Source organism: Nocardia sp. NPDC051052 (genome assembly GCF_044456045.1).
Classification (GTDB): domain Bacteria; phylum Actinomycetota; class Actinomycetes; order Mycobacteriales; family Mycobacteriaceae; genus Nocardia.
Genome location: NZ_JBITFL010000008.1, coordinates 383,243 through 409,934, shown reverse-complemented (window position 1 = coordinate 409,934; position 26,692 = coordinate 383,243). Strand labels below are relative to the sequence as shown.

Genomic DNA, 26,692 nt, shown 5'->3' with positions numbered 1-26,692 from the left:
TGCCAGCCCCCACGAGGAGGTATTCCGCGCTATGACCCTGTACACCCTCAACCTGCCGGTTCCTGCTGACAACGCGCGCAAGACGTGGGACGACAGCACCGACCCGCGCACCTTGATCAGCGCGGTCTTCTCCTTCGTCGCCCCGGTCACCGCCGAGTTGTTCGACTCTGGCCTCGGCGCACTGATCGGGGTCACCGAGCCGCTGGCTGCAGCATTGGCCGCCACCGACTTCACCGGTTACCGCCTGGTTCCCGCTAGCGGGGAACCCTCCGAATATGCCGGGGACTACAGCGAAGACCGCGCATCGCTCAGCATTCCTGAGTCTCTATACGCGCTGCAGATCCACGGTCGGCCCGGCATCGACGATTTCGCCGCAACCTACCGGCTCGTCTTCTCGGAGCGCGTCTGCGATTTTCTCTGCAGCCGCGATCCCGCGTTGTCGGCAAGGCGGAACGAGGTCGACGAAAGTGGCCGAATGATCCGTCGTAGCGTGTCGGATTGATCACGCCCAAACCATGACTGCGATGTAAGCCGCGTCGGCAAAACCCTGTCTTGCACGGGGGTCGTACACCTGCCTGGCGTGAATCGAAGCAACCGAATTGGTGGCCGCTCAGCAAAGCCGAACGCACCCGCTGTCCACAGAATCGACGACACCCGAGAAGCGCGCAAAGTACTTCAAACTACATCCGGTACAGACTTTGGCACGAATGGGCGCGTTCGTGCCCGAAATTCCCGCGACGAAATAGACCGGCAGGAGGGGTAAGCGATGCGAAGCAATCGACACATCGAGTGGGGTCGACAGGCTCCTGGGCTGTTGGCTGCTGCTGTGGTGTGCGGTCTGGTCCTCACTGGGTGTGGCGGCCAATCGACCTCTACAACCACGACCTCCGCATCGGCCACAACGGGCCAGATGTTGAACGAATCGGTCGCCCAAGCCACGATTCAGCGATACCTCACAGAGACTTTGAACGCATTGCCACCCGGGGTCAGCCTGTCGGCTCCGCTCAGCGAGAAGAACGGGAAAAAGGTCGAGTTCGACCTGGCGAATCTCCCAGCCGTCCCCTGTGACGGGAACCCCGACAACACCACCGGACCGAAGAAAGCACAGGTCTTCTACTTCATCACCGGAATCCCCAAAGGGCAGGCCGCACAATACTTCAACTCCGTTGTGCGGATCTGGAGCGACCGATTGTGGCAGGTGTGGCCGATAAAGCCCGACGAGCAATCCAACACCGTGACCCACGATGGCTACCTGCTCGCAGTCGCGCGCGCGGAGGCCAGCAACGGAAGTGGTGAGGACGGACTGTCTCTGGCCGGGACGTCGCCCTGCTTCCCGAACACGGCAACCGGTACCGCGACACCCCTCCCCACCGCCATCGAACACCGGTAGAACCACGCCATAGACCACCAATCCTGGGATGCGTCCGTTGAGCCGCCACATCACAATTGAACCCGCACGAGCCGGCCACTACATCAGCTACAGCATGGGCAGCCCCTGAAGCCCGGATCCTGAACACCAGCGATATCGAACAGCCGCGTCGTACCGCCCGCCTCGACGTCGTTCAGATCGAATACGGCGTAGCGGAAGTCGCTGCCCCGCGCGTAGCGCATTACCAACCGATGGTCGACGGGTCGATCGCACACGTGGTATTCGTCGTTCCGGCAACAAGGGTGTATTTCTGCAACTCCTCCGAGGAGGCCGTCACCGTCCGTCCGTCGGCTAACTCGAATCGAGCGATCCGGCTGCCTCGCGCACTCCCGTCCGCGCCCACCGCATCGGTCTCGGTCCATAGACACGCCGAGGTCCCGACCGGGCTCGACCCCGATCTGAACCCCATGCCCGAAACCCAGCAAATACATATGCCCCAGCACCGCACCCACCGGCAACGGCGCCGGACACCGAGCCTGTCAACGGCGACGGGGTCGCGGAAATCGACCCTATGCCCGCTCCGGAACTCGCGCAGCGGCTGAGATCATAGAAACCGGTTGGCAAGCAAACTCTTTCACTCATAGTTCTCGGTTGGGCTGGTCGGGTGCGCAGCTGATCAGCAGCTGGGCGGTGTGTGCGATGTGGTCGCGCAGCAGGTCCTGTGCGTGGTCGGCGTCGCGGGCGAGGACGGCGTCGAGTAGCGCTCGGTGTTCGGCGGCGACGTCGCGGTCGGGTTCGTTGCCCAAGGACACCGACCACTGCCGGTACAGCTCGGCCTCCTGTCGTAATGACTGTGCCGTGCCGAGCAGCCGCTGGTTGGGGCAGCCGGCAAGGAGCGCGTGGTGAAACGCGGCGTGCGCCTGTGACCATTCGTCGGTCAGACGGTCCGGATCCGCCGGGTCCAGGTACGTCGTGCGTGCCAGAAGGTGGTGTGCGGCAACGGCGTCGGCCTCCCAGCGCATATCGCCCGCCGATACGGACAGTCGCAGGACCAGGGATTCGATCTCCGCCCGCGCCTGCGTCAGCTCGGCCAGGTCCTGATGGGACAGCGGCCGGACCTGGTAGCCCTGATGCGGCTTTCCCACCACCAATCCCTCGGCGACCAGCCGCGTCAGCACCTCGCGAGTAGCGCCGACGCTCACCTGATAGCGCTCGGCCAGGTCGGGGAACTTGAGCCGTTCACCCGGCACCAGCCGACCGCCGAGGATGTCGGCACGCACCGCCTGATGAATGCCGTCGGTGCGGGTCGTCCCGTCGCTCTTCGCCATGCCTGCAGTCTAGCAGTTTACGAATGTCTATTGAACTTTCGAAAGTTATCGATTACTTTCGAATCTGTTCACAGCTCGTCCGTCAGGAGCCCACAGGGGCTGCCGGACGACGTCTTCTTCGTTGCGAACCGAGGTTCTGATGTTTTCGAAAGAGCTGTCGCGTCCGACCGTCTTGCGTGGCGGGACGGTCCTCACCATGGATTCCCACCGCACCGTCCTCGAAGGCCACGACGTGCTCGTGGTCGATGGCCGGATCGCCGCCGTCGGTGTCGATCTCGCCGTTCCCGACGGCGCCGACGAGATCGACGCGCGCGGCGGTGTCGTGATGCCCGGGATGGTCGACACCCACCGGCACATGTGGCAGACCACGACCCGTGGCTACGGTGCCGACTGGACGCTTTCCCAGTACTTCGTCTGGTTTTACCTGAACTGGGGCAAGAAGTTCCGGCCCGAGGACATCCACGCCGGGAACCTGCTCGGCGCGCTGGAGGCGCTCGACACCGGGGTCACCACCTGCGTGGACTGGTCGCACGGCCTGCAGACGATCGATCATGCCGACGCCGCGGTCGATGCGCTGGCCTCGGTACCGGGTCGATTTGTCCTGGCCTACGGCAACATTCAGGACGCACCCGCGAATTGGACAGGCACACCTGAGTTCCGCAAGTTCTTCGACCGTCGATCCGGCGATCTCGAGGGCTTCCAGATCGCCTTCGACGTCACCGGCGATCCGAGCTTCCCCGAGCAGCCTGCCTTCGAGGTGGCCCGGGATCTCGACCTGGCGGTGACCACCCACGCCGGTGTCTGGGGCGCGACGGGCGACGACGCCGTGCGACTGATCCACGAGCATGGCTACGCCGAGGCCAGGACGGTGTACGTGCACGCCTCGACGCTCTCGGCGGACTCCTACGCCCGGATCGCGGCGACCGGCGGATCGGTATCGGTGTCCACGGAAAGCGAGCAGAGCGCCGGGCAGGGTTATCCCGCGACGGCCGCCCTACGGGAGCACGGCATTCCGGTGTCGTTGTCGCTGGACAGCTGTGTGCTCTGCAGCGGTGATCTGTTCTCCGCCATGCGCACGACGCTGGGCGCCGACCGCGCCTACCAGCACCTGCAGGCGCACGCTCGCGGTGAGACCGTCACCCACGCCTCCCTGCATGCCGACCAGGTCGTCGAGTGGGCCACCCGCGGCGGAGCGCGAGCACTCGGGCGCGACAGCGAGATCGGCAGCGTCGAGGTCGGCAAGAAGGCGGACCTCGTGCTGGTCCGCAACGACGATTCGCCCGCGATGACGCCACTGCTGAACCCGCACGGACACGTGGTCCTGCAGGCACAGCGTGCTGACGTCGACTCGGTCCTGGTCGACGGCCGGATCGTCAAGCGCGACCACCGCCTGGTCGGTGCCGACCTGGCGGGCGCCCGTAGTGCGGTACAGGCAACGGTCGACTATCTGCGCGCCGAAATCGGGGAGCAGGCCTGGCGCGAGGGCATGAACCCGGAAATCCCCGAGGCCAAGGTCCTCGACAACCCCTACACCTACACCGACTACCGGTCCGCGGCTACGCACGGCGACGCCGTGTCGCAGCGATGACCGTTCACACCGATCAGGAGTCAGCACAATGCGTTTCGCCACCATCTCGGGCCGGTTATCGCTGATCACCACGTCCGAGACCGTCATCGACCTCACGCGCGCCAGCCGCGGACGGTTCGGCCCGGATATTCAGGACGCCTACGAGCGCTGGGACGAACTGCTCGAGTTCTGCACGACCGTCACCGAGGCGGGTATACCGCTATCGGACTTTCCGACAACGGAATTCGGCAATCCGGCCCCGCGTCCCCGGCAGGTCTTCGCCATCGGCCTCAACTACGCCGACCACGCCGCGGAGTCGTCGTTCGCGGTGCCCGAGGAGCCGCCGGTATTCACCAAGTTCGCGACCTCGCTGGCCGATCCGTACGGGACGATCACGCTGGTGCCGGGCAAAGTGGACTGGGAGGTCGAGCTGGTCGTCGTGATCGGCCGTCCGGCGCATCACATCGCCGCCCCGGACGCGTGGCGTCACGTCGCGGGAGTCGCTGTGGGCCAGGACATTTCGGAGCGGGTTCGGCAGCAGGTTGGCCCCGCCCCGCAGTTCAGCATGGGCAAATCCTTCCCGGGCTTCGGGCCGATCGGGCCGATGCTGGTCACCCCGGACGAGTTCGACGACCCCGACGATCTAGAACTGGGCTGCCTGATCAACGACGAGCAAATGCAGCAGGGCCGGACCGCCGACATGGTCTTCCCGGTGCCCGAGCTGATCGCGCGGCTGTCGGCGATCACTCCCCTGCTGCCCGGCGACGTCATCTTCACCGGCACACCAGCCGGTGTCGGGCTCGGCCGCACCCCGCAGCGGTTCCTCTCTCCCGGCGACGAATTGGTGAGTTACGTGCGCGGCATCGGCGAAATGCGCCACCTGATGGTCGCCGGGCACTGAACCGTCCAGTTAACCCCTCGGCGCCCCTACCTGTTCGCGGACCTTTTCTCAGGAGATAGAAGTGGCTGACCAATCACGCACATACGACGGAGCGGTCGTACCCGGCGCGGGGACCCGGACGGCCCGGCGGGGCGTGGCGCTCACCGCGCTGGCCGCCGCGCAGTTCATGGTCGTGCTGGATTCCACGATCGTGAATGTCGCGCTGCCGTCGATTCGCGACGACCTCGGCCTGAGTCCGGCGTCGCTGTCCTGGGTGGTGGACGGCTATCTGGTCGCGTTCGGTGGTTTGCTGTTGCTCGGCGGCCGGCTGGCGGACGTGTTTCGCCGCCGCACGGTGTTCCTCGCGGGCCTGGCGATGTTCGTGGCTTCCTCGGTCGCCTGCGCGCTCGCCACGACCGGCCCCCTCCTGATCGGCGCGCGGGTTCTGCATGGCGCGGGCGGTGCGGTCATGGCACCGGCCGCGCTGTCCATCGTGATGACCCTGTTTCCGGACGGCCCGGATCGTGCTCGGGCGCTGGGTGTCTGGGGTGGGGTGTCCGGTGCGGGCGGGATCGCCGGTGTGCTGCTCGGCGGCGTCCTCAGCCAAACACTCGGCTGGCCATGGATTTTCCTGATCAACGTGCCAGTGGGGGTGCTGGTCGCGATGGCCGCGGTGGGCTCGGTGCGGTCGCTGCCCGCTGCGGGCGGGGCGTTCGACATCGCCGGCGCGGTCACCGTCACCCTCTCGATGGCGGCGCTCGCCTACGGTCTGGTCAGCGGGCCGCAAGAGGGATGGACCAGCTGGATCACCCTGGGCGCGCTGGCGGTCGGTCTCGTCGCGCTGGTCGCGTTCCTAGGCATCGAGCGGCGCGCCGCCGGACCGCTTGTCCCACTGCAAGTTTTCGCCAGGGCCCGGCTTTCCACGGCGAACACGATCATGCTGCTCGTCGGCGCGGTCACCGTCGGCATGTTCTACTTCCTGCCGCAATACCAGCAACTCGTGCTGGGGATGAGTCCGATCGAGACCAGCCTGGCCCAGTTGCCGATCGCGGGCACGATCACCGGTGGCGGCCTGCTGGCCCCGAGAATCGCTCGCGCCGTTGGTATCCGCCCGGCCCTCGTCGGCGGCCTCGTGTCGCTGGTCGTCGGGGCGCTGTGGCTGGCGATGCGTGCCGCCACCACCTTCGCCGGGTTGGTCGGGCCGTTCCTGCTGATCGGCGCGGGCATCGGCGTGAGCTTCGTGTACGTCACCTCCCTAGCGGTCGCCGACTCGCTTCCCAGCGAGGCGGGACTGGTCAGCGGCCTGGTCAACACCACCCGTCAAATGGGTGGCGCGCTCGGGCTGGCCACCATGGTCGCCGTCGCGACCGGCGACACCCCCACTCCGCACTTCTCCGCTGCCTTCGCCGCCGCGGCCGCGCTCACCGGCCTGGCGCTGCTGCTGTCTCTCACACCCGCCCTGCGCGAGCGCTGAAAACCCTTATCACCCAACCCTTATCATCCAAGGAGACACCATGACCACCAAGCCATACTTGAGCGGGCACTACACTCCGGTCCCCGACGAGACCGCCGCGGTCGACCTCCCGATCCGCGGCACGCTGCCCCCGGAGCTGACCGGCCACTACATCCGCAACGGGCACAACCCGAAGCCCGGCATCACGCCCAGCCACTGGTTCAAGGGCTCGGGCATGCTGCACGGCATTCGGCTCGAGCACGGGCGCGCCGCGTGGTACCGCAACCGCTGGGTCAAGACCCCCGCCCTGGACGGCGCACCGCTCATCCGCCAGGACGGCACCATGGATCTCACCGCGAGCGTCGCGGGCACCCACATCATCGAACACGGTGGCCGGCTGCTGGCACTGCAGGAAACCAACCTGCCCTTCGAGGTCACCCCCGAACTGGATACCGTCGGCCCGTTCGATTTCCACGGCACACTGACCTCCGCGATGACCGCCCATCCCAAGCAGGACCCGGAAACCGGCGAACTGCACTTCTTCAGCTACTCGCCGTTCGCGCCGCATCTGACCTACTTCGTCGCCTCGCCCGACGGCCACATCATCCGCAGCCAGGTGATCGACGGCGCGGGCCCGAGCCTGATGCACGACTTCGCGATTACCGAGACCAAGGCCGTATTCCTCGACATCCCAGTCGTATTCGATACTGCCGAGACCTCGGGCATCCCCTACCGTTGGCACGACGACTACCCGGCTCGAATCGGCATCTTCGACCGCGTCGGGGCACCGAAGCTCACCTGGATCCCGGTCAGCCAGCAGGCCGTTCTGCACGTCACCAACGCCTACGACGCACCCGACGGCAAGGTCGTTCTCGAAGGGCCCGCCTATGACCGGTCCGCGTGGGAGACCTCGTGGAAATGGTGGGTCGGCGCACCCGGCTACCCCGCCGCTCCGGTGGCCGGCGCCATCGCGACCCGATGGCTACTCGACCCGGCCGCGGGCACCGCGACCGAGCACATGCTCGACGATCTCGTGACCGACTTCCCGACCATCAACGAGACTCTCACCGGTCGGCCCTCGACGATCAGCTACTCCGTCGCGTTCCCCGGAGCCGGACTCGACGAGTTCGCCATCGTGAAACTGAATACCGCCACGGGCCAGCGGCTCCTACATCACCCCGGAGTCGATCGGTACGCCGGCGAGGCCGTCTTCGTTCCCGCGGCCGGTGCCACCAACGAAGACGACGGTTATCTGCTCACCATCGTCAGCGACCTGGCCGCGGACGCATCCGAACTCCTCGTCCTCGACGCCAACGACATGAACACCGTCGCCGCGGTCCAACTGCCCCGCCGGGTTCCCGGCGGCATCCACGGCTCCTGGATCCCGGCCGAGGCACTCGCGCCATAGGCGGGCTCAGGAGTAGTCATCAGGATCTGCTCGGGTCCCGATTGACCGTGCCACCGAGGTGATCGGTGTTGATCATCTCGACGTCGAGTGGTGTGCTTGCGGTGAGTTCGTCGATGAGTTGTCGGGAGCCGCTGACATAGGTTTCGTAGTCGTCGATCCCGGTGCAGACGAACCATGCGCGGTCGGCCGGCCACAATAGGTTCGGTGAGCGCATGATCACCGTCTGCGCCGTGACGTGCCCGCCGATACGGCTGGCATCGCGGATGGGTCCTCGCAGTAGCAGGTACCAGCGGTCGAGAAGCTCGAAGCTGGCTTGTCTCTTGACATCTGGAGACAGGTTCCCGGGATTCAGCGCGTCGATCGCTCCAACGCGGGACTTGCTCCGGTTGTACCAGTGCCACCCCTCCCACACCCCGACGTAGCAGCGATCGGGTGTGGTGGTGTGTCGGGCAAGGACATCGATCAAGGCGTCGAGTTGGGGTTGTTCGAGGCTGCCTTGCTCGGGTGCGTCCCAGTCGTCGGAGGCGGCGAGGTCGAGGATCCAGTCCAGCCGGTCCCGGTGGTCTGGGCCAGGTGCCTGCGCCACCGGCGCCCAGGACACCTGGATGCCGGTAGCGATTTCGGTAGCGGGATGCAGGACCCGCGCGTGCGCAGGCCGGGTTTTGGCCAGTCGCGCTCCGAAGGTGAGCGAGGTACGAAGCCAAGCTGCCGGCGAGGTGTCGGTTACCGCCGTCAGGCGTATGTCAGGCATCGGTTCGGTGGTCCGTTCTCGGTCGGGATTTTCGATGCTGTGGCAGTCGTCGTTACCGGCTGAATGTGTTGTCCCGCAAGCCTTTCTGTTAGCCGAGTCAGCTCCCTCGGACGAACGTTGTACCCGTCCAACGCCGTTCAGCGAACTAGGCTGAACTGCCTCGGTTGGCCGCGGTGCGGGAGTGCCTATATGATCAACGCGATGACTACTCATTCTGTTCAAAGATTGGGGGTCCCATTCGTGCAAGGTGAGTGCTGATGCTCACTGACAACGCGAATGGAGATCACTCCCGCTTTTCCTTCTGGCTACGCGTGCGCGAATTCGCCGTGCCGCCCGACATGATCCGGACCGCTACCGCTCGCCGCCGCAGCGGGGACTGGGCAGGCGCCTGCGCCGCAGCAGGTTTCGACGTGGATTTCGATGTGCGATCCGTGGCGCGCGAACACGGGGCCGAACTCGCGTCCCGAATCCGGGCCGACCTCCGGTATCTGGCTCCTGACCTGCTGCGCTGGCATATGCCGCGGGTCGCGCCGGACGGATTGCTGCGACCAGGGCTGACCGTCACGCTGGTGCGCTACGAGCGTGCCGGCCGATGTCCCATGCAGCTGGTGGTGCGTACCGCGCCCACCTGGGCGGATGCCGGTCAACGGATCAGCCTTGCGCTGTGGGACGGATCGGCGACCGGCCCGCATCCACACCCTCGGCCCGACCGGCGCTTCCGCCTGGATCTGCATCGCCACCTGTGGGATGCGCGCAGGGCGGATGAACTGCGAATACGGTCCGGGGCCGCGGATCGTCGACCGACGCTGGATCCCGGGTTGCTCGCGATGACGCCAGCGGCCTGCGCCGTCGGCCGATGGGCGGACGAGGGCGAGATCCTTTGCCGTGCTGAGGGATTGCCGTCCAATGCGTTCGTCGTACGGTTCCGGGCCAGGCAGCGGTTGGTGCTGGACCGGGCCGGCCCCGAACTGCGGATCGCATCCGAATACCCGGCCGGTCGTGTCTCCGCGCTGCCGGTCCTGCCCGATGCGGCGACATGGGTGCTACCTGATCTGGAACTGCTGCGTTCCGGCGCGATTTCGGCTGAGCAATTGCATCCGCTGGTCGCGTCCGCCCTGGTCCCTGGCCACTCGCCGCGCGATGCGCCCCGCGTTCAGGACCCGCCGGGTCGACCACGCATCGTCGAGTGCAGAGGCGAACAACACCGAATCGGTCTCGTCGCTGGCGTTTTGACCGCGCTCGACCACGACCTGGACGAGCTCCGCCGAGAGGAACTGCTGGTCGCGCTGACCGGCACGCCGCTGCCCTGCTTACAGGCCATCGATGCGGTACACCGTCGTCCGGAGGGTCTCACCGGCGTCCGGGAACGGCTGGACCACGGCGATACCGCGGGCGCGCTGGCCGTGGTGACCGGGCTGCTCGGCGCCGACGCGTCACTGCGCCATGGTGCGTTGCTCGATGAACTAGAGGCCGCCGTGCATCGCCGCGTCACGTACGGGCTGTTCAAGGCCGGTCTTTCGGTCGCCGGAGGGTACCGCGTGCCCCCGCCGGCTCGGGTCCGTCCCGGTCGCCACCGCACCCACCCGCGCAACGCGCACTGACCCGACGACTCGTCGTCCCACTCGAAACTCAGTCGACCCCAAGGTGATCACCCATGCTTACTGCCGTCCGCACGTCCGCTGACCCCGCTCCGCTCGCCCAACTCGATGTCGCGGGCGAACTGTTGACCATGCTGCGAGAGGTAACCACCGAACCACGCCCCAACAACCAACTGGAAGCCCTCGCCCTGGCCGTTTCCGCCGACCTGCCAGTTCTCCTGTGGGGCGAGCCGGGCATCGGGAAGACCGCCGCCCTCACCCAACTCGCCGCCGACCTGGACCTCCCGCTGACCACCGTGATCGCGAGTGTCCATGAGCCGTCGGACTTTTCGGGTCTGCCCATCATCGGAGACGATCCGGCGGTGCATGGCGTCCCGATGGCGCCGCCGGACTGGGCCGTCCAACTCGTCCGGGCCGGGCGCGGGCTGCTGTTCCTGGACGAACTGTCCACCGCGCCGCCAGCGGTGCAGGCCGCTCTGCTTCGTCTGGTCCTCGAACGCCGAATCGGCACCCTTCAGCTGCCGCCGGATGTCCGCATCGTGGCGGCGGCCAACCCGCGATCCTCGGCGGCCGACGGCTGGGAACTGAGTCCGCCGCTGGCCAACCGGTTCGTGCACCTGCAGTGGACGCACGATCATGATGTCGTCGTTCGGGGACTCGGCGGGATCTGGCCGCACGCGACGCTGCCTCGACTGGCACCGGAGAAGCTCACTGAGGCAGTGGCTTTCGCTCGCCGCGCGGTGTGCGTCCTGCTCGCGGCTCGACCCGCTCTCGTGCATCAGATGCCCACCAGCGAAACACGCCGCGGTGGTCCGTGGCCGTCGCCTCGTAGCTGGGAGATGACGTTGTGGCTCATAGCTTTCGCTACCGCGGCAGGCTCTTCCCGCGATGTGCTTTCCCTGCTGGTTCGGGGCACGGTGGGCGACGGGCCGGGCTTCGAACTGCTGGCTAGCCTGGATCGGATGGATCTGCCCGACCCAGAGGACCTGCTCGCCGATCCGGCCTGCGCCGTCCTGCCCGAGCGCGGCGATCTGCGCCAAGCGGTGCTCGACGGAGTTGTGGCGGCAGTCCGGAAACGTCCGGAGAGGTCGCGCTGGGACGCGGCATGGACGCTCCTCACGAAGGCCCTCGAAAGCGGAGCGCCGGATCTAATCGTTGTTCCCGCAACGACTCTCGCGACATTGCGGCAGGGCGACTGGGACGTTCCGGCGGCTATCGAGGAACTCGCCGGAGTGGTTTCGGTGTCCAGGGAAGCGGATCAAGCCGCTACCCGCGTCGCCGCGAAGGCAGGCCGATGACCGAGCCGGGAACCCTGGATCGCGACAAACTCTTCGCCGCCCGATTGCATGCCGCTCGCGTCCGGCCTTATCTGGCGACGGCTCTGTTCGCCTTGGCCGTCGTCGAGTCGCGCCGCGTACCGACGATGGGTGTCGATCGGTACTGGCGGTGCTACGTCTCGCCGGTGTTCGTGGACCGGACGCCGGTGGAGGACCTGGCCGCGGTATGGGTGCACGAGGTGTCGCACCTGTTGCGCGACCATCACGGTCGCAGTGACCGATTCGCCAAGCAGCACGAGCTGACCGGCCCGGCGGAACGCCTGCGCATGAACATCGCCGCGGACTGCGAAATCAACGACGACGCGTTCGGCAACGGACTGGTCCAACCGGAGGACGCCGTCGTGCCGTCGACGTTGGGGTTGGGCGCGGGCGAACTCATGGAGGACTACCTGCGCCAGTTCCGGCTCGGTCCGCGGACGGACGCCATGGCCTGGCTCGACTGTGGCAGTGGCGCAGACGGATTGGACCGTGCGTGGGAACTGGGCCCGGACGGCGCGGACGGCCTCAGCGAGCAGGAACGGGACGCGGTCCGATTCCTGGTGGCACAGGGCATCATCGGGCGTCCAGGGAATGCGTCGCAAGGCTGGAAGCGGTGGGCGGAGGAGACTTTTCATCCGCCGCAGCCGTGGCGCGATCTGCTCGGCGCGGCCCTGCGTTCCGCGGTGTCCAGCCCTGGTGTCGGCGAGGACTACACCTATGGGCGTCCGGCTCGTCGCTCGGCCGGGGTGCCCGGTGTTGTTCTGCCGAGCCTGCGCCGGACACCGCCGCAGGTTACGGTGCTCATCGATACCTCGGGGTCGGTCAGTGATGCCGAACTGGGCTCCGCCTTGCTCGAAGTGGCGGCGATCAGTCGTGCCGTCGGCGGTCGGCGAGACCTGGTGCGGGTTCTGTCGTGTGACGCGGCGGCAGGGGTTGTGCACCCACTGTGTAGGGCCGAGGCGATACCGCTGGTGGGCGGCGGTGGTACGGATCTGCGCGCCGGGTTCGCGAAGGCGCTGCGAACCCGGCCCGGCCCCGATGTGCTCGTGGTGCTGACCGACGGCCAGACACCCTGGCCGAGCAGACAGCCGGCGTGCCGGACGGTGGTCGGCCTCTTCCGTCGGCAGGTCGCCGGCTCATGGAGTGAGAACAATCCCGATTACGTTCCGGATTCGCCGCCGGAATGGGCCAGGGTGGTCGAGATCGGGTAGCGCGAACACGCTGTCGGCCAATACCTTTCCCGCAATCGGCCCTCGAGGGCAGGCGATCTGGGACAGATTATGAGGGGACGTCGGAAGTGGATCGATAGGAGGAACGTCGCGTGGCCGTCATGTTGTTGGGAACCCTCGACACCAAGGGAGAGGAGTACGCCTACGTCCGTGACTTGATCGTCGACAGCGGCAAGGACGTCGTTCTCGTCGACGTTGGTGTGCTCGGCACCCCGTCCCTTGTCGCCGATGTGGACTCGTCGACCGTCGCTGCCGCGGCGGGCGCCGATCTCACCGAGCTCAGACAGCGGCGTGACCGTGCCGCGGCCCTCGACGCGATGGCGGCCGGCGCACGAGCTGTCGCCCGGGATCTGCACGCGCAGGGCCGTCTCAGCGGAGTGCTCGCGCTCGGCGGGAGCGGGGGTTCCTCGATTGCCGCGAAAGTCATGCGGGCGTTGCCCGTCGGACTGCCGAAGCTGCTGGTCTCGACCATGGCGGGCGGAGACGTGTCACCCTATGTCGGGACGACGGACGTGACGCTGATGTACAGCGTCGTCGATGTGGCGGGGATCAACTCGATCTCCCGCCAAGTGCTGGGCAACGCCGCTGCCGCGATAGCGGGAATGGCCGACGGGTACGAGCGCAGGCAATCGAATCCGCAAGCGGCCCAGGACAAACCCCTGGTCGCGGCGACCATGTTCGGCGTGACCACCCCCGCTGTGGACACCGCCCGCGCCCGATTGACGGAACTGGGGTATGAGGTACTGGTGTTCCACGCCACCGGTTCCGGCGGCCGCACCATGGAAAACCTGGTCGCCGACGGACATTTCGCCGGTGTCCTCGACCTCACCACCACCGAGCTCGCCGACGAAATCGTCGGAGGCGTGTTGTCCGCCGGGCCGGATCGGCTCACCGCGGCAGCGAAGGCGGGCATCCCGCAGGTCGTCAGCCTCGGCGCGTTGGACATGGTGAACTTCGGGCCGCGCGATACCGTGCCGGAGCGGTTCAGCGAACGACACTTGCTCGTGCACAACGAGACAGTCACGTTGATGCGGACCAATCCCACGGAGGCGGCCAGAATTGGTGAGGTGCTCGGCCAGAAGCTCGCAGCGGCAACGGGACCCACCGCATTGTTCGTTCCGCGTGGCGGACTGTCCGCCGTAGACGTGGACGGCGGACCGTTCTGGGACCGCGCGGCGGACGCGGCATGCATCGACTCGGTACTCGAAGCGGTGGCCGCAACCCACGTCGAGGTGATCGACAGCGACCAGGACATCAACAGCACGGCGTTCGCGACCGCGGCCGCCGAGCATTTGCACCGACTCATCAGGAGCGCAACGTGAATCGTGTACAGGCTCTCGCCGGGTTTCGTAGTCAGCTCGCGGCCGGCCGCCCCATCATCGGCGCGGGTGCGGGCACCGGACTGTCAGCCAAGTCCGCGGAGGCGGGTGGGGCCGACCTCATCATCATCTATAACTCCGGGCGGTTCCGGATGGCCGGACGTGGCTCGCTCGCCGGCCTGATGCCATACGGCGATGCCAACGCGATCGTGGTCGAGATGGCCGCCGAGGTGCTGCCCGTCGTCGAGCAGACCCCGGTCCTCGCCGGCGTCTGCGGCACCGATCCGTTCCGGCAGATGCCGCGGTTTCTCGATGAGATCCGTGCGATCGGGTTCGCCGGTGTGCAGAACTTTCCCACGGTCGGGCTGATCGACGGTGTGTTCCGCGCGAATCTCGAAGAGACCGGGATGGGGTTCGATCTCGAAATCGAGCTGATTCAGTTGGCGTCTGAGCGTGAACTGCTCACCGCGCCATATGTGTTCGACACCGAGCAAGCGACCGCGATGGCGCAGGCGGGGGCCGACATCATCGTGCCGCACATGGGGCTCACAACAAAAGGGAGCATCGGCGCGGCCACGGCGATCACTCTCGATCAGGCGGTGACCCGGGTGCAGGAGATGCGGGATGCGGCCGCGGCAGTCGATCCCGGCATCATCGTGTTGTGTCACGGCGGTCCGATCGCCGAACCCGGCGACGTGCGCTACGTCCTCGAGCGCACTCACGGAGTCGCGGGGTTCTTCGGTGCCTCGTCGATGGAGCGGCTGCCCACCGAACGGGCCATCGCCGACCAGCTTCGGGCGTTCAAGGAAGTCCCGCCCAACAAGTCGTGATTCGAAGATCCCGCGCAGCTTCATCTTTCGAAGGAGAGTCCTATGTACCGCGATCCGAACACCGTTGCGACAATGGTTTTCGACTGGGGATCGATCAAATGGCATGTCTCGCCGGACACCATCGAAGGCGCGTCCTCGACGCTCGGTGAGGTAGTGATCAATCCGAACAAAGGGCATGACCGCCACGAGCACCCCGAGTCCGACGAGATCCTCTACGTGGTGGACGGCGAGGGACGTCAAACCGTCGGCGACAGTGGCGAATTCGCCATCAAGGCCGGTGACGCGGTCTGGATTCCGCGTGGCACACCGCATTCCACATTCAACACCGGATGGCGCCCGCTGCGCCTGGTAGCGACGTACACGCCCGGCGGCGCCGAGGCCGCTTTGCGCGGACTGCCGGATTTCGTCGAGCTGGCGCCGGGAGAGTTTCCGACGTGGAAACAAGAAGACTAGGTCTGCGCGGGTAAGTCTGCCTCGCACCGCTACGCCGTCGCTCTGCTCAGCTTGGCGAGATCTGCCACGGATTACCTATAGACGACTGATTCCCCGCCGCCCGGGCGTCCCTACTGTCGAATCCGTTGCCACCACGCGAAACACTGAGCCACCACGGAGAAACCATGCCCTACTGCACCGCAACCGACGGAACCGAACTCGCCTACGAGGACTACGGCACCGGCACGCCGCTAGTGTTCCTGGCGAGCTGGGCGCTCAACGCCGACATGTGGGAATACCAAGTCCCCTACTTCCTCGCGCACGGGTACCGGTGCGTGCTGCTCGACCGGCGCGGGCACGGCCGTTCCGATCGACCGTCGAGCGGCTACGACGCCGACACTCGCGCCGGCGACGTAGCCGCCGTGATCGACCACCTCGACCTGCGCGACCTCACCCTTGTCGCGCACTCGGCAGGCGGCGGTGAAGCCGTCCGTTACCTGGCCAGGCACGGACGCGACCGGGTCGCCGGACTGGTGCTGCTCGCAACCACACTGCCGTATCTCGAACTGACCGAGGACAATCCCGAGGGTGTGCCCGCCGCACTGTGCGATGCCACCGTCGCCGAGCTGCGACGTGACCGGCCGAACTGGTTCACCCGTCGCGCCCAGGCCTATTTCGCCACCCAGTTCAACAACGTATCCCCGGCGGTGGTCGACCACGAGATTCGCCGATGCCTGTCGGCGGCCCCGTTTGCCCTCACGGCGGTGTGGCAGGCCACCTTTGCCACCGATTTCCGCCCCGACCTGCGTGAGCTGACCGTGCCCACGTTCGTCGGGCACGGTAGTGCCGACCAGTCCGCGCCGATCGACCGCACCGGCCGCCGGGTCGCGAAACTGCTGCCCCACGCGGACTTCCAGGAATATCCGACCGCCGGGCACGGCCTCTACATCACCCACGCCGAGCAGCTGAACCACGACATCCACGAATTCCTCGTGGACCGGGTAACGGTCGCACCCGATCGCGATTGACCTCTGGCGGCCGCGGGCGCCGGTTGATCTGGAGAACGCCAGTTCACTTTCCGCGCTGTCCAGCGGCGCGCGGCTGCGTGCTGGCCATCAACGCCGCAACCCTGTGGCACGCGCTGCGCGAGCACGGACTCGATGACCGAGTGCCTGGGATGGGTCGCCTACTGCGGGACCGCTGAGCGACGCTTTCCGATTACTGGTCGCGCGACGGGGTACAGCGAGAAGACAACCTCGACAACACGACTCAGGGGTGGTGGACATGACCCGGGCAGCAGAACACGCCGCCGCGTTACTCGAGCGGCAACATCGACGGATCCAGGCCCTGCTCACTGATGTCCGATTCGGACGCGACCGCGCGCCTGCGTTCGCGAAACTGGTTCGACTGATCGTCGCGCATGAAAGTGTGGAGCAGTCGTTGGTGTATCCGATTGCCCACCCGCCCAGTGACGCGGCTATGCAGACCAGGCGCGGCGAGCAGCAGCAGTTGCTGCGCGTCTTGGCCGAGCTCTACGACCTCGGTGTGCAAAATCCCGAGTTCGACCGCAAATTCGCCCAATTCACCGACCTGATGTCAACGCACCTCACCCACCAGGATCTGCGCGAACTACCGCTGGTGCGGAACTGCGCTTCCCCTGCCTACGCCGCGCGCATCACCGCCGCGGTCGAATTGGTCGAAACCTTCGCCTGCGTGCACCGCCCGCTCGAGCCGGAACCACACCGAGCGGTACCGCCACTCCCCCTGTTCTCCCGGCTGTGCGCAGCCGTGAACGCGGCGACCAACCCTTCTCGCAAGGGTGCCCTCCGAACGTGAGCTCGTTAGCCTCGCCGATCCGAAGCGCCTGCGCCTCGGGAAGGCGCTGGGTGGTGTCATCCTGTTGGCCATCGCCACAAACACCTGCCCGAGATCGCGATCACCGCCAGCGCCGCGCTGGCCCATCAACTCGATGTGGCGGCCGGCAACCCGCAAGGGCATCGGCACCCGCCGGATAACGCTGGTCTTCACCGCGGCCGCCTTGGTCACCCTCGTCGCGGGCGTATGCATCGAGCGCAACAGCGAAGAACTGTTCGGCCGGTGGGGCATGTCAGGAGTGCTGTTCGGCGCCACCGTCCTCGCCGCCGCCACCTCCCTGCCGGAGCTCTCCACTGGACTGACGTCCCCGACTCCCTCACCGTCCTGGCGATCTATCTCCTCGGCATCATCGGCCTGGCATTCATTCCGGCCTGACCCGGTGTTCTAGTTTGGTGGCCGCACGCGAGGGCACCCGGCACACGTGACTTCCCTCTGGCACGCTCGAGCGACCTCGCGGACCGCCTACCCGACGCTGCCGCCAGGATCGCGGTTCGATTACGTCGTGGTCGGAGGCGGCTTGACCGGGGTGACCACAGCGCTGCTGCTCGCTCGTGGCGGCGTGTCGGTAGCGCTGGTCGAGGCGCGCGAGCTCGGTGCCGCGGCCACCGGAAACACCACCGCGAAACTCAGTCTGCTGCAGGGGACGCACCTTTCGAGCATCGCGGCGAAACACTCGGAGTCGACACTACGCGCGTATGTGCGGGCCAATCATGAAGGGCAGCAGTGGCTTTTGCGGTTCTGTGCCGAACACGGCATGGACACCCAGCGCGCGGCGGCGTTCACATACGCGCAGTCGAGGGCGGGCACCGGACAGGTCGAGAAAGAACTCGCGGCTTGTCGCGCGGCAGGGCTCGATGCCGAGTGGGCGGACGAGTTGGAGTTGCCTTTTCCGACGTATGGCGCAGTGCGGGTCGACAATCAAGCACAGTTCGACCCGATGGCGGTACTTCAGGAACTGGCTGCCGCGGCGGTCCGCGCGGGCGCGATGATTTTCGAGAATACGAGAGTCGTCGGTGTCAGCGGCGACGTCGTCAACACCGAGCACGGGCCAGTCCAAGCCGGAACGGTCGTGCTGGCGACCGGGACGCCGATTCTCGACCGGGGCGGATTCTTCGCCCGGCTGGAACCGAAGCGGTCGTACGCGCTCGCGTTCGACGTTTCGGGCCCGGTTCCGCGTGGCATGTATCTGTCCGCGGACGAGCCGACCCGCTCGCTGCGTTATGCACCCGGCCCGCAGGGTGATCTGCTCTTGGTCGGCGGTAACGGACATGTCGTCGGACGGGAACACTCGACGCAATCGAAGGTGGACGACCTCCGTGAGTGGACCGAAACATATTGGCCGGGCGCGAAATTGACGCATCAATGGTCGGCTCAGGACTATTCGCCGATCGACGGATTACCTTACGTCGGCCCCCTGTTGCCGGGAAGCGAGCACATTCTCGTGGCTACCGGCTATTCGAAGTGGGGTATGACCAACGCGGTCGCCGCCGCGCTCGCCATCTCGGGTCGCGTGTTCGGTGGCCGGGCCGACTGGGCGGGTGTCCTGGAAACGTGGCGACCCCGCGAATTGACCGGGCTCCTGACCGCGGTAAAGGCCAATGGTGGTGTCGGCCTCGCCATGGCGGAGGGCTGGCTGCGCGCCGAGCTGCACGACGGCGGTATCGCACCGGCAGAGGGCGCGGGTCACGTCGGGCGCTCGGGAGTCCGACCGGTCGCCACGTGCACGGTGGACGGCAAAACCACCACGGTGTCGGCGATTTGCCCGCATCTCTACGGCGTCGTGGCGTGGAACGACGCCGAGAAGACCTGGGACTGCCCGCTGCACGGCTCGCGATTCGCTCCGGACGGCAGCGTCCTCGAAGGACCCGCGACCCGGGCACTCACACCACGAGACCTGCCCTGATCCGATCCCACGGCGCCGATCACGACTATCGCGCCGAAATGCCGAATCGAGTGAAAGGACAAACGGATGTCACGCGAGAACGATGCCGAAGACCCCAACGAGCCCAAGGGCGGCCGTCCGGGACCGACCGATCAGGGGCACAACGGTGGTATGGCGACACGCGAGAACGCTCCCGAAGCGACCACCCCCGACGACGAAACCCCCGAACCACAGGAACCGCCGGACTGAACGATCCGCTCGCCAGTTCCTAACAGCACCAACCGGCCGAGAATTCACGGGACCGCTGACTCAGGTGATCACACCCAGGTCGTGGCGGGCGACGCCGACGGCGGGGCCTGGGTCGGTCGCGATGACTCGGTGCAGCAGTTCGGAATAGATGTCGCGGAAGTCGACGGTGGTCTTCAGGTCGCCGTTGTCGAGGTCGGTGAGGCTGGGTTCGTCTCCATAAAAGCCGCCTTTGACGGAGGCGCCCGCGACGAACACCGGCCCGGCGGTGCCGTGGTCGGTGCCTTGGGAGGCGTTGGCGCGGACGCGGCGGCCGAATTCGCTGTAGGCCAGGACAACCACGTCGCGGCCTCGTGGGTGCCCGGACATGTCGGTGAGGAACGTCGATACGGCTTGGTCGAGCCGGCCGAGCAATTGTTGCTGGGTTCGGCGTTCGTCGGCATGGGTGTCGAAGCCACCCATGCTGACCGAGTAGACCTGGGTGGGTACGCCTGCCTTGACACACCGTCCGACGAGTTCGAGCTGGGCGGACAGCGGATTGGCGCCGGCGGCGGCCGGTTTCGGGCCGAGCGAAGAGAATGTCTGTGTCACAGTCTGTTCGGCGTGATAGCCCGTGCAGACCTGCGCCTGGGCGGGACTGTCATGCGGGTCGGTGGCGGCGAGTCCGGCCAGGGCCGTGGACAATTCGGGTGTCAGCGGCGTCGTGGTGGGATCGAGGGCCGCCGCCGTGTGCTTCTCCCCCAGCACCAGCTGCGGCAGTACCGGGCCGATGTTGACGGCACGCACCGGATCGTCGCCGGTGGCGTCTAGCCAGCGGCCGATCCAGCCGGTCCCGACCGGGCTGTCGGGCGACGCTGTCTGCCAGATGTCCATCGACCGGAAGTGGCTGTGGTCGGGATGGGGGTACCCGACGCCGCGGACGATCGCGAGGTGGTGTTTGTTCCACAACTCCGCGAAGCCTTTCATGGCCGGATTCAGTCCGAGCTGTCCATCGAGGTGCAGCACGTCCTGAGGCGGGTACGACAATTCCGGCCGCGCGTCGTGATAGGCGTTGTCGGCGTAGGGGATCACGGTATTGACGCCGTCGTTGCCGCCGTACATCGTCACCAGGACCAGAATCCCGGCGCCGGTCGCGAGCGGCGAGGTCACCGCCCGCCGGTGCAGTTCGTCCCAGCTGATCACCGACCCACCGGCCAGGCCCAGTGCACCGAGTACGCTGCTGCCGACAAGGAACCCTCTGCGAGTGAATTGTGGCATGGTTGAGCGACTTTCGGGTCAGCTGGTCAGGTACTCGGGGGTGTTCAAGGCGATCGTGGTCAGCCTGGCCGGATCGGCCCGCAGGGGCATGAGCACCGCGGCGCTGCGGTCCGACCAGGCGCCGATGCCCAGCTGATATCCGACCGCGTCGAGACGATCCATCGGCGCGGCGGCCGAAATATGGCTCAGATCGGCGTTTTTCACCAGGCTGGATGCCTCGAGGAGACGGAACTGTGCCGCGGCCGTAGACATCCACGCTTGGCCGTGCGGCCAGCCGCCGACCGAGGGTGGGTAGAACGGTAACTGTCCGAGGTTGCGCAGCACGCCGATCAGCTTCTTGACATCGGTCTCGCTGTCCATGGGCACCGCCAGCGCACGCACCGCGCCGATCAGCCATTCGACCGGCCCGTGCACGACGGTGTCACGCGCGGTGGCGAATTCGTCGTCGGTGAGGATAGCGACCACCATGCTCGCGGTGCCGCGGTCCGGTCCATAGGCCGCCACCGTGCGGTCGATCGCCGATCGGGATGGCGGCGCGTCGGCGCCGAGCTGCTGCCACATCCGTTGGGCCACATACTGTGCCGATTCGGCACGACCTAGGACGATATCGCAGAATTCGCGGGCACCGAGTGACCCTGTCACTCCTAGCAGCGTTTTCGGGCCGGGGTCGTGCCGCTTGGGATTCAGCGTGACCTCGTCGCTGCCGTCGATCGTCCATCCGGTCAGCGCGCGGGCACCCTCTCGCACGTCGGTCTCGGTGTATCCGTTGCCGTGCCCGAGGGCGAACAACTCCATGAACTCGCGAGCCAGGTTCTCATTGGGCGCCTTCGCCGAATTACTGGCGCCGTCAAGCCATTTGAGCATCGCCGCGTCCGTGAGCATGGCGTAGGCAAGGGCACCGAAGTCGCCGGTGCCAAGGGTGCGCAGCTTCTGGTTCTGCGCGGCCATGGCGGTCGCGTCACGCACTTTGCTGGCCGATGTCGCGAAGTGGTTGTGCCACAACAGGGTCAGCTTCTCATGGATCGGCTGCTGGACAGCGGCCATCCGCCGCAGCCACCACGCGGTCAAGGCGCCGAGCTGATCGTTGCGCTCGGCGTTATATCGCTTTCGGACCTCGGGCGTCGCCTGCTTCCCTGGCGCGGCGACCTTGGTGAAGGTCGGTAGCGGAGTCGCCCGTGCACCAGGATCCGCGTCCGGGTCGGCAGTCAACGCCGCACGCAAGTAGTCCTGAGCCCGCGACCCCACTGCGGCGTCGACTTCGGCCCCGGTAGCACCGAAGCCGGCCCGGCGCAGCATGCGCGCGGTGCTCATCCACGGTGCCGATTGGGTCGCCATGGTCCGAGTATCCGGCCAGGCGCGGCGACGTCAGCCGCTCACTCGCGACCTTTCAGGCAATCTTCAGCCCGCGAGCGCAACAATGACAGGTGTGCAACCGGGTCGAATACTTGTCATCGAGGACGCCGAGGCCATCCGAGTCGCGATCGAATCGGGGCTGACCACGGCTGGGCACCAGGTGCTCAGCCGCGGGCACGGCGAGCAGCTCGAACGCGACCTCGCGCAGTTCCGCCCCGATGTGGTCGTGCTCGACATCATGCTGCCAGGACGTGATGGATTCACCCTGCTGGAGACCACCCGCGCGCGATCAGGCGCGGGCGTGCTCATGGTGACCGCCCGCGACGGCATCGAGGACCGACTGCGCGGACTACGGGCAGGCTCGGACGACTACGTGATCAAACCATTCGACCTCGCCGAACTGGTGGCCCGCGTCGACGCGTTGCTGCGGCGCATGGGGCGGCTGCAGACCTCGACCACGATCGGTGACCTGGTCATCGATGCCGCCTCCGGTACGGTGCGACGCGGCAACGAGACGATCGCCTTGACCGTGACCGAGCTGAAAGTCCTGGCCTATCTCGCCGCGCACCGCGATCGCGTAGTCACCAAGGCTCAAATACTCACCGCCGTATGGGGTTACGAGGACTACGACCCGAACCTGGTCGAGGTGTATGTCAGTGCGGTGCGGCGCAAGCTGGAGGCACACGGACCACGACTGCTGCACACCGTCCGCGGCCTCGGCTACACGCTGAGAGTCGGTGACCAGTGATCTCGCACTGCCGCACCTGCCGGGTGGTCGCGCGATGAAGACGGTGTCGCTGCGCAGGCGCGTCACGTTCACCACGGCAGCGGTGCTCGCCGTGGTGCTGATCCTTGTTTCGCTGGTGGTGCACGGATTGTTCGCGGTGGCGGTGAACCGTAGCCAGAACGCGGTGCTCACCGACCGCGTTCAGCTGGCACAGCAACTCTCGAAACAGGGCACCTCGGCCAGGGATCTGCTCACCCGCATCGATGCGCGGTCGGTGCGGGCGCGGCTGGTTCTCGCCGACGGCCGTACCTTCGGCAGCCTGAACACGGTGCGCGAGGACGAGTCCGCGGTGAAGACCAAACATGTCCTGCTGTCCGGGCAGGGCGAACTGGACCACGCGAAACTGACGCTGCAGCTCGATACCAAACTGCTGGCGGGCGCCCAGTCGAAGCTGGCATGGGTGCTCATCGGCGCCACCGCCGCCGCGCTACTGGTGATCGTCGTCGGGCTGCCGTTCGGTATCCGGCGTGCCCTGGCTCCCTTGGATACGATGACGCTGCTGGCCGGCGAGATCGCGGGCGGACGACGCGGACGACGGTTGTCGCCCTCCCGACCGGATACCGAATTGGGACGCACCGCAACGGCTTTCGATGAGATGCTGGACGCGCTCGAGGGCGCCGAAGCACGGGCGCATGCCTCGGAGGAACAGATCCGCGCCTTTGTCGCCGACGCCGCGCACGAGTTGCGTACACCGATCACCGGGATTCGCGCGATCGCCCAAGCGATTCTGCAGCAGCCGCTGGACGCCGACCCCGAGGTCCGTCAGCAGATGCAGCTGCTGTTGGTCCGTGAGGCTCAGCGCGCCGGACGCCTGGTCGACGATTTGGTCGAGCTGGCCCGCATCGACGCCGGACTTCAGCTACGGCGCACACCCACCGATCTGTACGACCTGGCCGACGCCGAAGTCGATCGGATGCGGCTGCTGCGTCCCGAGATCGCGTTCGAGCTCGCGGGCGATCATGTGGTCGCGGCCGTCGACCCGGACCGTATCCGTCAGGTGCTGCTGAACCTGCTCGAGAACGCGTGCCAGGCCATGCAAGGCCATGGTGCGGTGACAGTGCTGATCGGCGGTACGGACAACCTCGCCGAACTGATCGTCCGCGACACCGGCCCGGGAGTGCCGCGCGCCGAACGCGACCGGATCTTCGACCGGTTGGTGCGCCTCGACCAGGCGCGCGAACATCGCGCCGACGGCGCCGGCCTCGGACTCGCCGTCGCGCGCGGCATCGCCAGAGCTCATGGCGGCGACCTGATCTGCACCGAACCGCCGACCGGCCAGCGGGGTGCGGTATTCGTGCTACGGCTGAAGATCGCCTGAAGATAACGGTCTCGAGCGGGCGCTCTCGAGGTTGTGGCGGCAGATTCGATGAAGACATGGCCCGCAGAACACAGGAGAAGACAATGAAGCGCACCCTCATCGCCGCCACCCTCACCGGTTTCGCTGGTCTCGCCATCGCCCTGCCCGCAGCCGCCTCCGCCGACCCCGGCCTGCAATGCAACCCCGCGGCCGCAGCCCAGGCGCGGGCGGACAGCGCCCCGCGGATCGCGGCATTCCTGGCCGGCCACCCAGACTTCGCCGCCGAAATCGCGAAGGTGCGGGCCCTGCCCAAGGACCAGCGCAAAGCCGAGTGGAAGTCCTACCGCCAGGCGCACCCGCAGGAAGCACAGGACTTCAAAAACGCCCGCGCCGCCATCCGCGACTACCGCCACGCTTGCCGCAAGTAGGCGGCGTACCAAGTCCGCGCAATGATACGGCAGCGCGGCAGGGAGAAACATCCGCGAGTAGGCGGATATTTATGGACCCGACGCCGGCTCCGAAGCGGGTTTGTGCCCGATTCCGTTGAACCTCTGGGCAATTCGTCCGAGCGGCGGTAGCGTTTGCGATGCGTGGTTGCCGAATTCGCCGCGCGCAGACTTCGAGACGTAGGGAAGAGGGCGTCCATGGGGGTTTCGGATATACGATTCGGTGTCGAGCTGTACGAACTGGAAAAGGCCGCGAAGGCGGATTTTCCGCAGATCGCACTGGACTACAGTATCGCGATCGGTAGCTGCAACAGCGTCACCGATCAGCTGGCTCAGGTTATGGACCGACCAGGGTTCTTCGGTGGTGACGCAAAAGGTCCGGTGTATAACGCCTATCTCGCTCTACACGCGACGGTGGTGGGTTTCCTGACAGACACGGTGAAGAATCTGGAAGACACTGCGACGGCCCTGGACAAGGCGGCGCAGTATTTTGCGGGGACCGATCAAACGGCTGCTGAAGAGATGAACCGTCGCATGCACGACGATCCGGCACTGAGCGTCACGCAAAATGTGCCGGGGCGGTATCGACCGGGCCGACGCGCGTACGTCGAGTGAATGGAAGTGGCAGGAAATGAGTTTCGATCAGCTCATGCAACACGCGCATGACATCGCAGAGAAGGCCGCCACCATCGCACGGCGTGAGGCGACGCCCGCTACCACGGGTAGATCGGGCGTCGGCGCCCCTCCACTAGCGCAATTCAGGCAGCAATTCGCCTTCGTCGAGCCGGCGTTCGAGCCATTCACCAAGATGCCCGATCCGGCGCACTACGACCCGCTGATCAACGATCTGAAGGCGGCCATGGGGCAGGTGAACTCCGGCTCGGCCCCCCAGACAAAGCTCACCAGCGATGTGATGTTGACGAACACGGACCTGGCCAAGATGACAACCGACGGTGGTTATCTCCAGAGCTGGAGCGGCGCGGCCGCAATCGCGTTCAAGGCCAACTTCGTCGACCCTTTCGGGATGTTTGCCGGAAACCAGTTCACCGCCCTGTCGACCATGCGGGGTGTCCTCGAGGCGCATCAGGCGATGTGGGCCGCGGCGCGACATGATATCGACGGTATCGCGGAAAATACGTTGGATGCGTTGGACAACGTCGGTGGCTGCGCGAAGAACCAGTGGAGTTACTTGCTGACCGTTCTCTCGGCGGTCGCCACGATCGCTTCCGGGCTCATCACCATCGGAACCGGCGGCGCTACCGCACCGATCGTGCCGGTCGCCGGAAGCATCGCCCTCGGCAATGTGGGCTTGGGCGCATCCAATATAGCGGGTTCCGGGCAGTCTGCTGAATCCGTCATCGGATCGATGAAGCAGGCTATCGACACTTTGCGTCAGCATATCCAGGACGTCGAGCAAAACCATATCGCGAATTACGTCGCACCGCTGATCGGCGCATTCACCGATAACAAGGACAAGCTTGTCGCCAAACGCCCGGACCTCGCCGGAATGAGTCCGGCCGACCTCGGTGGCGCCCGCGGCATGGGCCTGCCTGGCTGAGGATAGAAGCGGGACTGTCATGGATTTGGCTACGCGACTGGACAATATACGCGTCCGGGTGAACGCGCCCGGGACCGATATCGAAGCAGAGTTGTCCGAACGTACCGAAGTCGCGTTGTTCTTCAAGGACAGCGACTACGCATTCGTCAACGAACCAATAATGGAGCGGGCTTTGGCGAGTATCGCCGGGCTACTGGCGGCCGGGTGGCAGCGGCAGTATCGGCGGGCGATCGAGTACACACAGCTGAACATCGATGCCGAAAACGCGACGGACTACGCGTTCTTCGCTGACCGGGACGCTGTCGAGGCTGCCGGCGATTCGAGCAACAAGCGGATCAAGATCTGCACGGTAGGCATGAGGGAATTCTCGGCTCACCTCGAACCCGACACCGTTCGCGAACTATCCCAGAGCGAGTTCTGTGCGAGCTTCGCCGAAGCGGCCGCGGAGCTCATCCAGGACTACCTGGCCAAAGTCGGCGAGCTGAAGAAGCGATACTACGACTGACCCCGC

The 26,692-nt window shown here is 66.4% G+C and carries 27 protein-coding genes; 23 read left to right on the top strand and 4 right to left on the bottom strand.

Annotation, left to right across the window (positions count from 1 at the left end; all coding sequences use genetic code 11):
• Positions 1 to 31: 31 nt before the first annotated feature.
• Positions 32 to 502 (top strand): hypothetical protein, encoded by a 471-nt coding sequence (locus ACIBCN_RS28575; RefSeq protein ID WP_396994773.1) that lies wholly within the window; start codon positions 32 to 34, stop codon positions 500 to 502.
• Between the two features lie 408 nt (positions 503 to 910).
• A complete protein-coding gene (locus ACIBCN_RS28570; RefSeq protein WP_396994772.1) occupies positions 911 to 1,390 on the top strand; it encodes a hypothetical protein in 480 nt (159 codons plus the stop codon).
• A 617-nt stretch (positions 1,391 to 2,007) separates the two neighbouring features.
• Here ACIBCN_RS28570 and ACIBCN_RS28565 read toward each other — a convergent pair.
• The gene (locus ACIBCN_RS28565) at positions 2,008 to 2,697 is read right to left on the bottom strand and encodes a GntR family transcriptional regulator (RefSeq protein ID WP_396994771.1); all 690 of its coding nucleotides are present in this window, start codon (positions 2,695 to 2,697) and stop codon (positions 2,008 to 2,010) included.
• 139 nt (positions 2,698 to 2,836) lie between these two features.
• Here ACIBCN_RS28565 and ACIBCN_RS28560 point away from each other — a divergent pair, with 139 nt between their 5' ends.
• The 4 genes from ACIBCN_RS28560 (at position 2,837) to ACIBCN_RS28545 (ending at position 8,005) form a co-directional block, all read left to right on the top strand.
• Positions 2,837 to 4,285, top strand: coding sequence for an amidohydrolase family protein (locus ACIBCN_RS28560; protein WP_396994770.1), 1,449 nt, complete (start codon positions 2,837 to 2,839; stop codon positions 4,283 to 4,285).
• Positions 4,286 to 4,313: 28 nt separating this feature from the next.
• On the top strand, positions 4,314 to 5,165 hold the full coding sequence (locus ACIBCN_RS28555) for a fumarylacetoacetate hydrolase family protein (protein ID WP_396994769.1): 852 nt from the start codon (positions 4,314 to 4,316) through the stop codon (positions 5,163 to 5,165).
• A 61-nt stretch (positions 5,166 to 5,226) separates the two neighbouring features.
• A complete protein-coding gene (locus ACIBCN_RS28550; protein ID WP_396994768.1) occupies positions 5,227 to 6,618 on the top strand; it encodes an MFS transporter in 1,392 nt (463 codons plus the stop codon).
• A gap of 40 nt (positions 6,619 to 6,658) precedes the next feature.
• On the top strand, positions 6,659 to 8,005 hold the full coding sequence (locus tag ACIBCN_RS28545) for a carotenoid oxygenase family protein (RefSeq protein WP_396994767.1): 1,347 nt from the start codon (positions 6,659 to 6,661) through the stop codon (positions 8,003 to 8,005).
• A gap of 19 nt (positions 8,006 to 8,024) precedes the next feature.
• On the opposite strand, the gene ACIBCN_RS28540 is transcribed toward ACIBCN_RS28545, so the two are convergent.
• Positions 8,025 to 8,756 carry a hypothetical protein gene (locus ACIBCN_RS28540; protein ID WP_396994766.1) on the bottom strand — a complete coding sequence of 244 codons (732 nt, stop codon included), beginning with the start codon at positions 8,754 to 8,756 and terminating at the stop codon, positions 8,025 to 8,027.
• A 257-nt stretch (positions 8,757 to 9,013) separates the two neighbouring features.
• Here ACIBCN_RS28540 and ACIBCN_RS28535 point away from each other — a divergent pair, with 257 nt between their 5' ends.
• From ACIBCN_RS28535 to ACIBCN_RS28485, 11 genes are all read left to right on the top strand, one after another.
• Positions 9,014 to 10,357, top strand: coding sequence for a hypothetical protein (locus ACIBCN_RS28535; RefSeq protein WP_396994765.1), 1,344 nt, complete (start codon positions 9,014 to 9,016; stop codon positions 10,355 to 10,357).
• 53 nt (positions 10,358 to 10,410) lie between these two features.
• Positions 10,411 to 11,652, top strand: a complete 1,242-nt coding sequence (locus ACIBCN_RS28530; protein ID WP_396994764.1) for an AAA family ATPase — start codon at positions 10,411 to 10,413, stop codon at positions 11,650 to 11,652.
• Complete coding sequence (locus ACIBCN_RS28525; protein ID WP_396994763.1) at positions 11,649 to 12,881, top strand: VWA-like domain-containing protein; 1,233 nt, start codon at positions 11,649 to 11,651, stop codon at positions 12,879 to 12,881. The genes ACIBCN_RS28530 and ACIBCN_RS28525 overlap by 4 nt, the downstream gene beginning before the upstream one ends.
• Before the next feature lie 119 nt (positions 12,882 to 13,000).
• Positions 13,001 to 14,221 (top strand): Tm-1-like ATP-binding domain-containing protein, encoded by a 1,221-nt coding sequence (locus ACIBCN_RS28520; RefSeq protein WP_396994802.1) that lies wholly within the window; start codon positions 13,001 to 13,003, stop codon positions 14,219 to 14,221.
• Positions 14,218 to 15,048 carry a phosphoenolpyruvate hydrolase family protein gene (locus ACIBCN_RS28515; RefSeq protein ID WP_396994762.1) on the top strand — a complete coding sequence of 277 codons (831 nt, stop codon included), beginning with the start codon at positions 14,218 to 14,220 and terminating at the stop codon, positions 15,046 to 15,048. Before ACIBCN_RS28520 ends, ACIBCN_RS28515 begins: the two co-directional genes overlap by 4 nt.
• A 42-nt stretch (positions 15,049 to 15,090) precedes the next feature.
• Positions 15,091 to 15,501, top strand: coding sequence for a cupin domain-containing protein (locus ACIBCN_RS28510; RefSeq protein WP_396994761.1), 411 nt, complete (start codon positions 15,091 to 15,093; stop codon positions 15,499 to 15,501).
• A 164-nt stretch (positions 15,502 to 15,665) separates the two neighbouring features.
• On the top strand, positions 15,666 to 16,508 hold the full coding sequence (locus tag ACIBCN_RS28505) for an alpha/beta fold hydrolase (RefSeq protein ID WP_396994760.1): 843 nt from the start codon (positions 15,666 to 15,668) through the stop codon (positions 16,506 to 16,508).
• A gap of 256 nt (positions 16,509 to 16,764) precedes the next feature.
• Positions 16,765 to 17,316 carry a hemerythrin domain-containing protein gene (locus ACIBCN_RS28500; RefSeq protein ID WP_396994759.1) on the top strand — a complete coding sequence of 184 codons (552 nt, stop codon included), beginning with the start codon at positions 16,765 to 16,767 and terminating at the stop codon, positions 17,314 to 17,316.
• A 133-nt stretch (positions 17,317 to 17,449) separates the two neighbouring features.
• Entirely contained in the window at positions 17,450 to 17,743 is a 294-nt protein-coding gene (locus ACIBCN_RS28495) for a hypothetical protein (RefSeq protein WP_396994758.1), read from the top strand.
• A 33-nt stretch (positions 17,744 to 17,776) separates the two neighbouring features.
• Positions 17,777 to 19,258 (top strand): FAD-dependent oxidoreductase, encoded by a 1,482-nt coding sequence (locus ACIBCN_RS28490; protein ID WP_396994757.1) that lies wholly within the window; start codon positions 17,777 to 17,779, stop codon positions 19,256 to 19,258.
• 66 nt (positions 19,259 to 19,324) lie between these two features.
• Positions 19,325 to 19,486: a hypothetical protein gene (locus ACIBCN_RS28485; RefSeq protein WP_396994756.1), complete on the top strand. Its 162-nt coding sequence runs from the start codon at positions 19,325 to 19,327 to the stop codon at positions 19,484 to 19,486.
• A 60-nt stretch (positions 19,487 to 19,546) separates the two neighbouring features.
• On the opposite strand, the gene ACIBCN_RS28480 is transcribed toward ACIBCN_RS28485, so the two are convergent.
• Together ACIBCN_RS28480 and ACIBCN_RS28475 are read right to left on the bottom strand one after the other, a co-directional pair.
• Positions 19,547 to 20,740: a DUF1501 domain-containing protein gene (locus ACIBCN_RS28480; RefSeq protein ID WP_396994755.1), complete on the bottom strand. Its 1,194-nt coding sequence runs from the start codon at positions 20,738 to 20,740 to the stop codon at positions 19,547 to 19,549.
• Between the two features lie 18 nt (positions 20,741 to 20,758).
• Positions 20,759 to 22,075, bottom strand: a complete 1,317-nt coding sequence (locus ACIBCN_RS28475) for a DUF1800 family protein (protein WP_396994754.1) — start codon at positions 22,073 to 22,075, stop codon at positions 20,759 to 20,761.
• Positions 22,076 to 22,157: 82 nt separating this feature from the next.
• Here ACIBCN_RS28475 and ACIBCN_RS28470 point away from each other — a divergent pair, with 82 nt between their 5' ends.
• The 6 genes from ACIBCN_RS28470 to ACIBCN_RS28445 all read left to right on the top strand — a co-directional run bounded on the left by ACIBCN_RS28470 (position 22,158) and on the right by ACIBCN_RS28445 (position 26,686).
• On the top strand, positions 22,158 to 22,841 hold the full coding sequence (locus ACIBCN_RS28470) for a response regulator transcription factor (RefSeq protein WP_396994753.1): 684 nt from the start codon (positions 22,158 to 22,160) through the stop codon (positions 22,839 to 22,841).
• Positions 22,831 to 24,198, top strand: coding sequence for a sensor histidine kinase (locus tag ACIBCN_RS28465; RefSeq protein WP_396994752.1), 1,368 nt, complete (start codon positions 22,831 to 22,833; stop codon positions 24,196 to 24,198). Before ACIBCN_RS28470 ends, ACIBCN_RS28465 begins: the two co-directional genes overlap by 11 nt.
• A gap of 83 nt (positions 24,199 to 24,281) precedes the next feature.
• Entirely contained in the window at positions 24,282 to 24,605 is a 324-nt protein-coding gene (locus ACIBCN_RS28460; protein WP_396994751.1) for a hemophore-related protein, read from the top strand.
• 216 nt (positions 24,606 to 24,821) lie between these two features.
• On the top strand, positions 24,822 to 25,238 hold the full coding sequence (locus ACIBCN_RS28455) for a hypothetical protein (RefSeq protein ID WP_396994750.1): 417 nt from the start codon (positions 24,822 to 24,824) through the stop codon (positions 25,236 to 25,238).
• 16 nt (positions 25,239 to 25,254) lie between these two features.
• The gene (locus ACIBCN_RS28450) at positions 25,255 to 26,181 is read left to right on the top strand and encodes a hypothetical protein (protein ID WP_396994749.1); all 927 of its coding nucleotides are present in this window, start codon (positions 25,255 to 25,257) and stop codon (positions 26,179 to 26,181) included.
• A gap of 58 nt (positions 26,182 to 26,239) precedes the next feature.
• A complete protein-coding gene (locus tag ACIBCN_RS28445; protein ID WP_396994748.1) occupies positions 26,240 to 26,686 on the top strand; it encodes a hypothetical protein in 447 nt (148 codons plus the stop codon).
• The last annotated feature ends 6 nt before the right edge of the window (positions 26,687 to 26,692 follow it).

Bases quoted from the DNA above. Each gene is read 5' to 3' on its own strand.
- ACIBCN_RS28565 (WP_396994771.1), bottom strand. From the start codon at position 2,697: ATGGCGAAGAGCGACGGGACGACCCGCACCGACGGCATTCATCAGGCG.
- ACIBCN_RS28470 (WP_396994753.1), top strand. From the start codon at position 22,158: ATGACAGGTGTGCAACCGGGTCGAATACTTGTCATCGAGGACGCCGAG.
- ACIBCN_RS28455 (WP_396994750.1), top strand. From the start codon at position 24,822: ATGGGGGTTTCGGATATACGATTCGGTGTCGAGCTGTACGAACTGGAA.
- ACIBCN_RS28485 (WP_396994756.1), top strand. From the start codon at position 19,325: ATGTCACGCGAGAACGATGCCGAAGACCCCAACGAGCCCAAGGGCGGC.
- ACIBCN_RS28460 (WP_396994751.1), top strand. From the start codon at position 24,282: ATGAAGCGCACCCTCATCGCCGCCACCCTCACCGGTTTCGCTGGTCTC.
- ACIBCN_RS28540 (WP_396994766.1), bottom strand. From the start codon at position 8,756: ATGCCTGACATACGCCTGACGGCGGTAACCGACACCTCGCCGGCAGCT.
- ACIBCN_RS28475 (WP_396994754.1), bottom strand. From the start codon at position 22,075: ATGGCGACCCAATCGGCACCGTGGATGAGCACCGCGCGCATGCTGCGC.
- ACIBCN_RS28480 (WP_396994755.1), bottom strand. From the start codon at position 20,740: ATGCCACAATTCACTCGCAGAGGGTTCCTTGTCGGCAGCAGCGTACTC.
- ACIBCN_RS28500 (WP_396994759.1), top strand. From the start codon at position 16,765: ATGACCCGGGCAGCAGAACACGCCGCCGCGTTACTCGAGCGGCAACAT.
- ACIBCN_RS28555 (WP_396994769.1), top strand. From the start codon at position 4,314: ATGCGTTTCGCCACCATCTCGGGCCGGTTATCGCTGATCACCACGTCC.
- ACIBCN_RS28535 (WP_396994765.1), top strand. From the start codon at position 9,014: ATGCTCACTGACAACGCGAATGGAGATCACTCCCGCTTTTCCTTCTGG.
- ACIBCN_RS28560 (WP_396994770.1), top strand. From the start codon at position 2,837: ATGTTTTCGAAAGAGCTGTCGCGTCCGACCGTCTTGCGTGGCGGGACG.
- ACIBCN_RS28505 (WP_396994760.1), top strand. From the start codon at position 15,666: ATGCCCTACTGCACCGCAACCGACGGAACCGAACTCGCCTACGAGGAC.
- ACIBCN_RS28530 (WP_396994764.1), top strand. From the start codon at position 10,411: ATGCTTACTGCCGTCCGCACGTCCGCTGACCCCGCTCCGCTCGCCCAA.
- ACIBCN_RS28545 (WP_396994767.1), top strand. From the start codon at position 6,659: ATGACCACCAAGCCATACTTGAGCGGGCACTACACTCCGGTCCCCGAC.
- ACIBCN_RS28510 (WP_396994761.1), top strand. From the start codon at position 15,091: ATGTACCGCGATCCGAACACCGTTGCGACAATGGTTTTCGACTGGGGA.
- ACIBCN_RS28450 (WP_396994749.1), top strand. From the start codon at position 25,255: ATGAGTTTCGATCAGCTCATGCAACACGCGCATGACATCGCAGAGAAG.
- ACIBCN_RS28575 (WP_396994773.1), top strand. From the start codon at position 32: ATGACCCTGTACACCCTCAACCTGCCGGTTCCTGCTGACAACGCGCGC.
- ACIBCN_RS28520 (WP_396994802.1), top strand. From the start codon at position 13,001: ATGTTGTTGGGAACCCTCGACACCAAGGGAGAGGAGTACGCCTACGTC.
- ACIBCN_RS28525 (WP_396994763.1), top strand. From the start codon at position 11,649: ATGACCGAGCCGGGAACCCTGGATCGCGACAAACTCTTCGCCGCCCGA.
- ACIBCN_RS28495 (WP_396994758.1), top strand. From the start codon at position 17,450: ATGTGGCGGCCGGCAACCCGCAAGGGCATCGGCACCCGCCGGATAACG.
- ACIBCN_RS28570 (WP_396994772.1), top strand. From the start codon at position 911: ATGTTGAACGAATCGGTCGCCCAAGCCACGATTCAGCGATACCTCACA.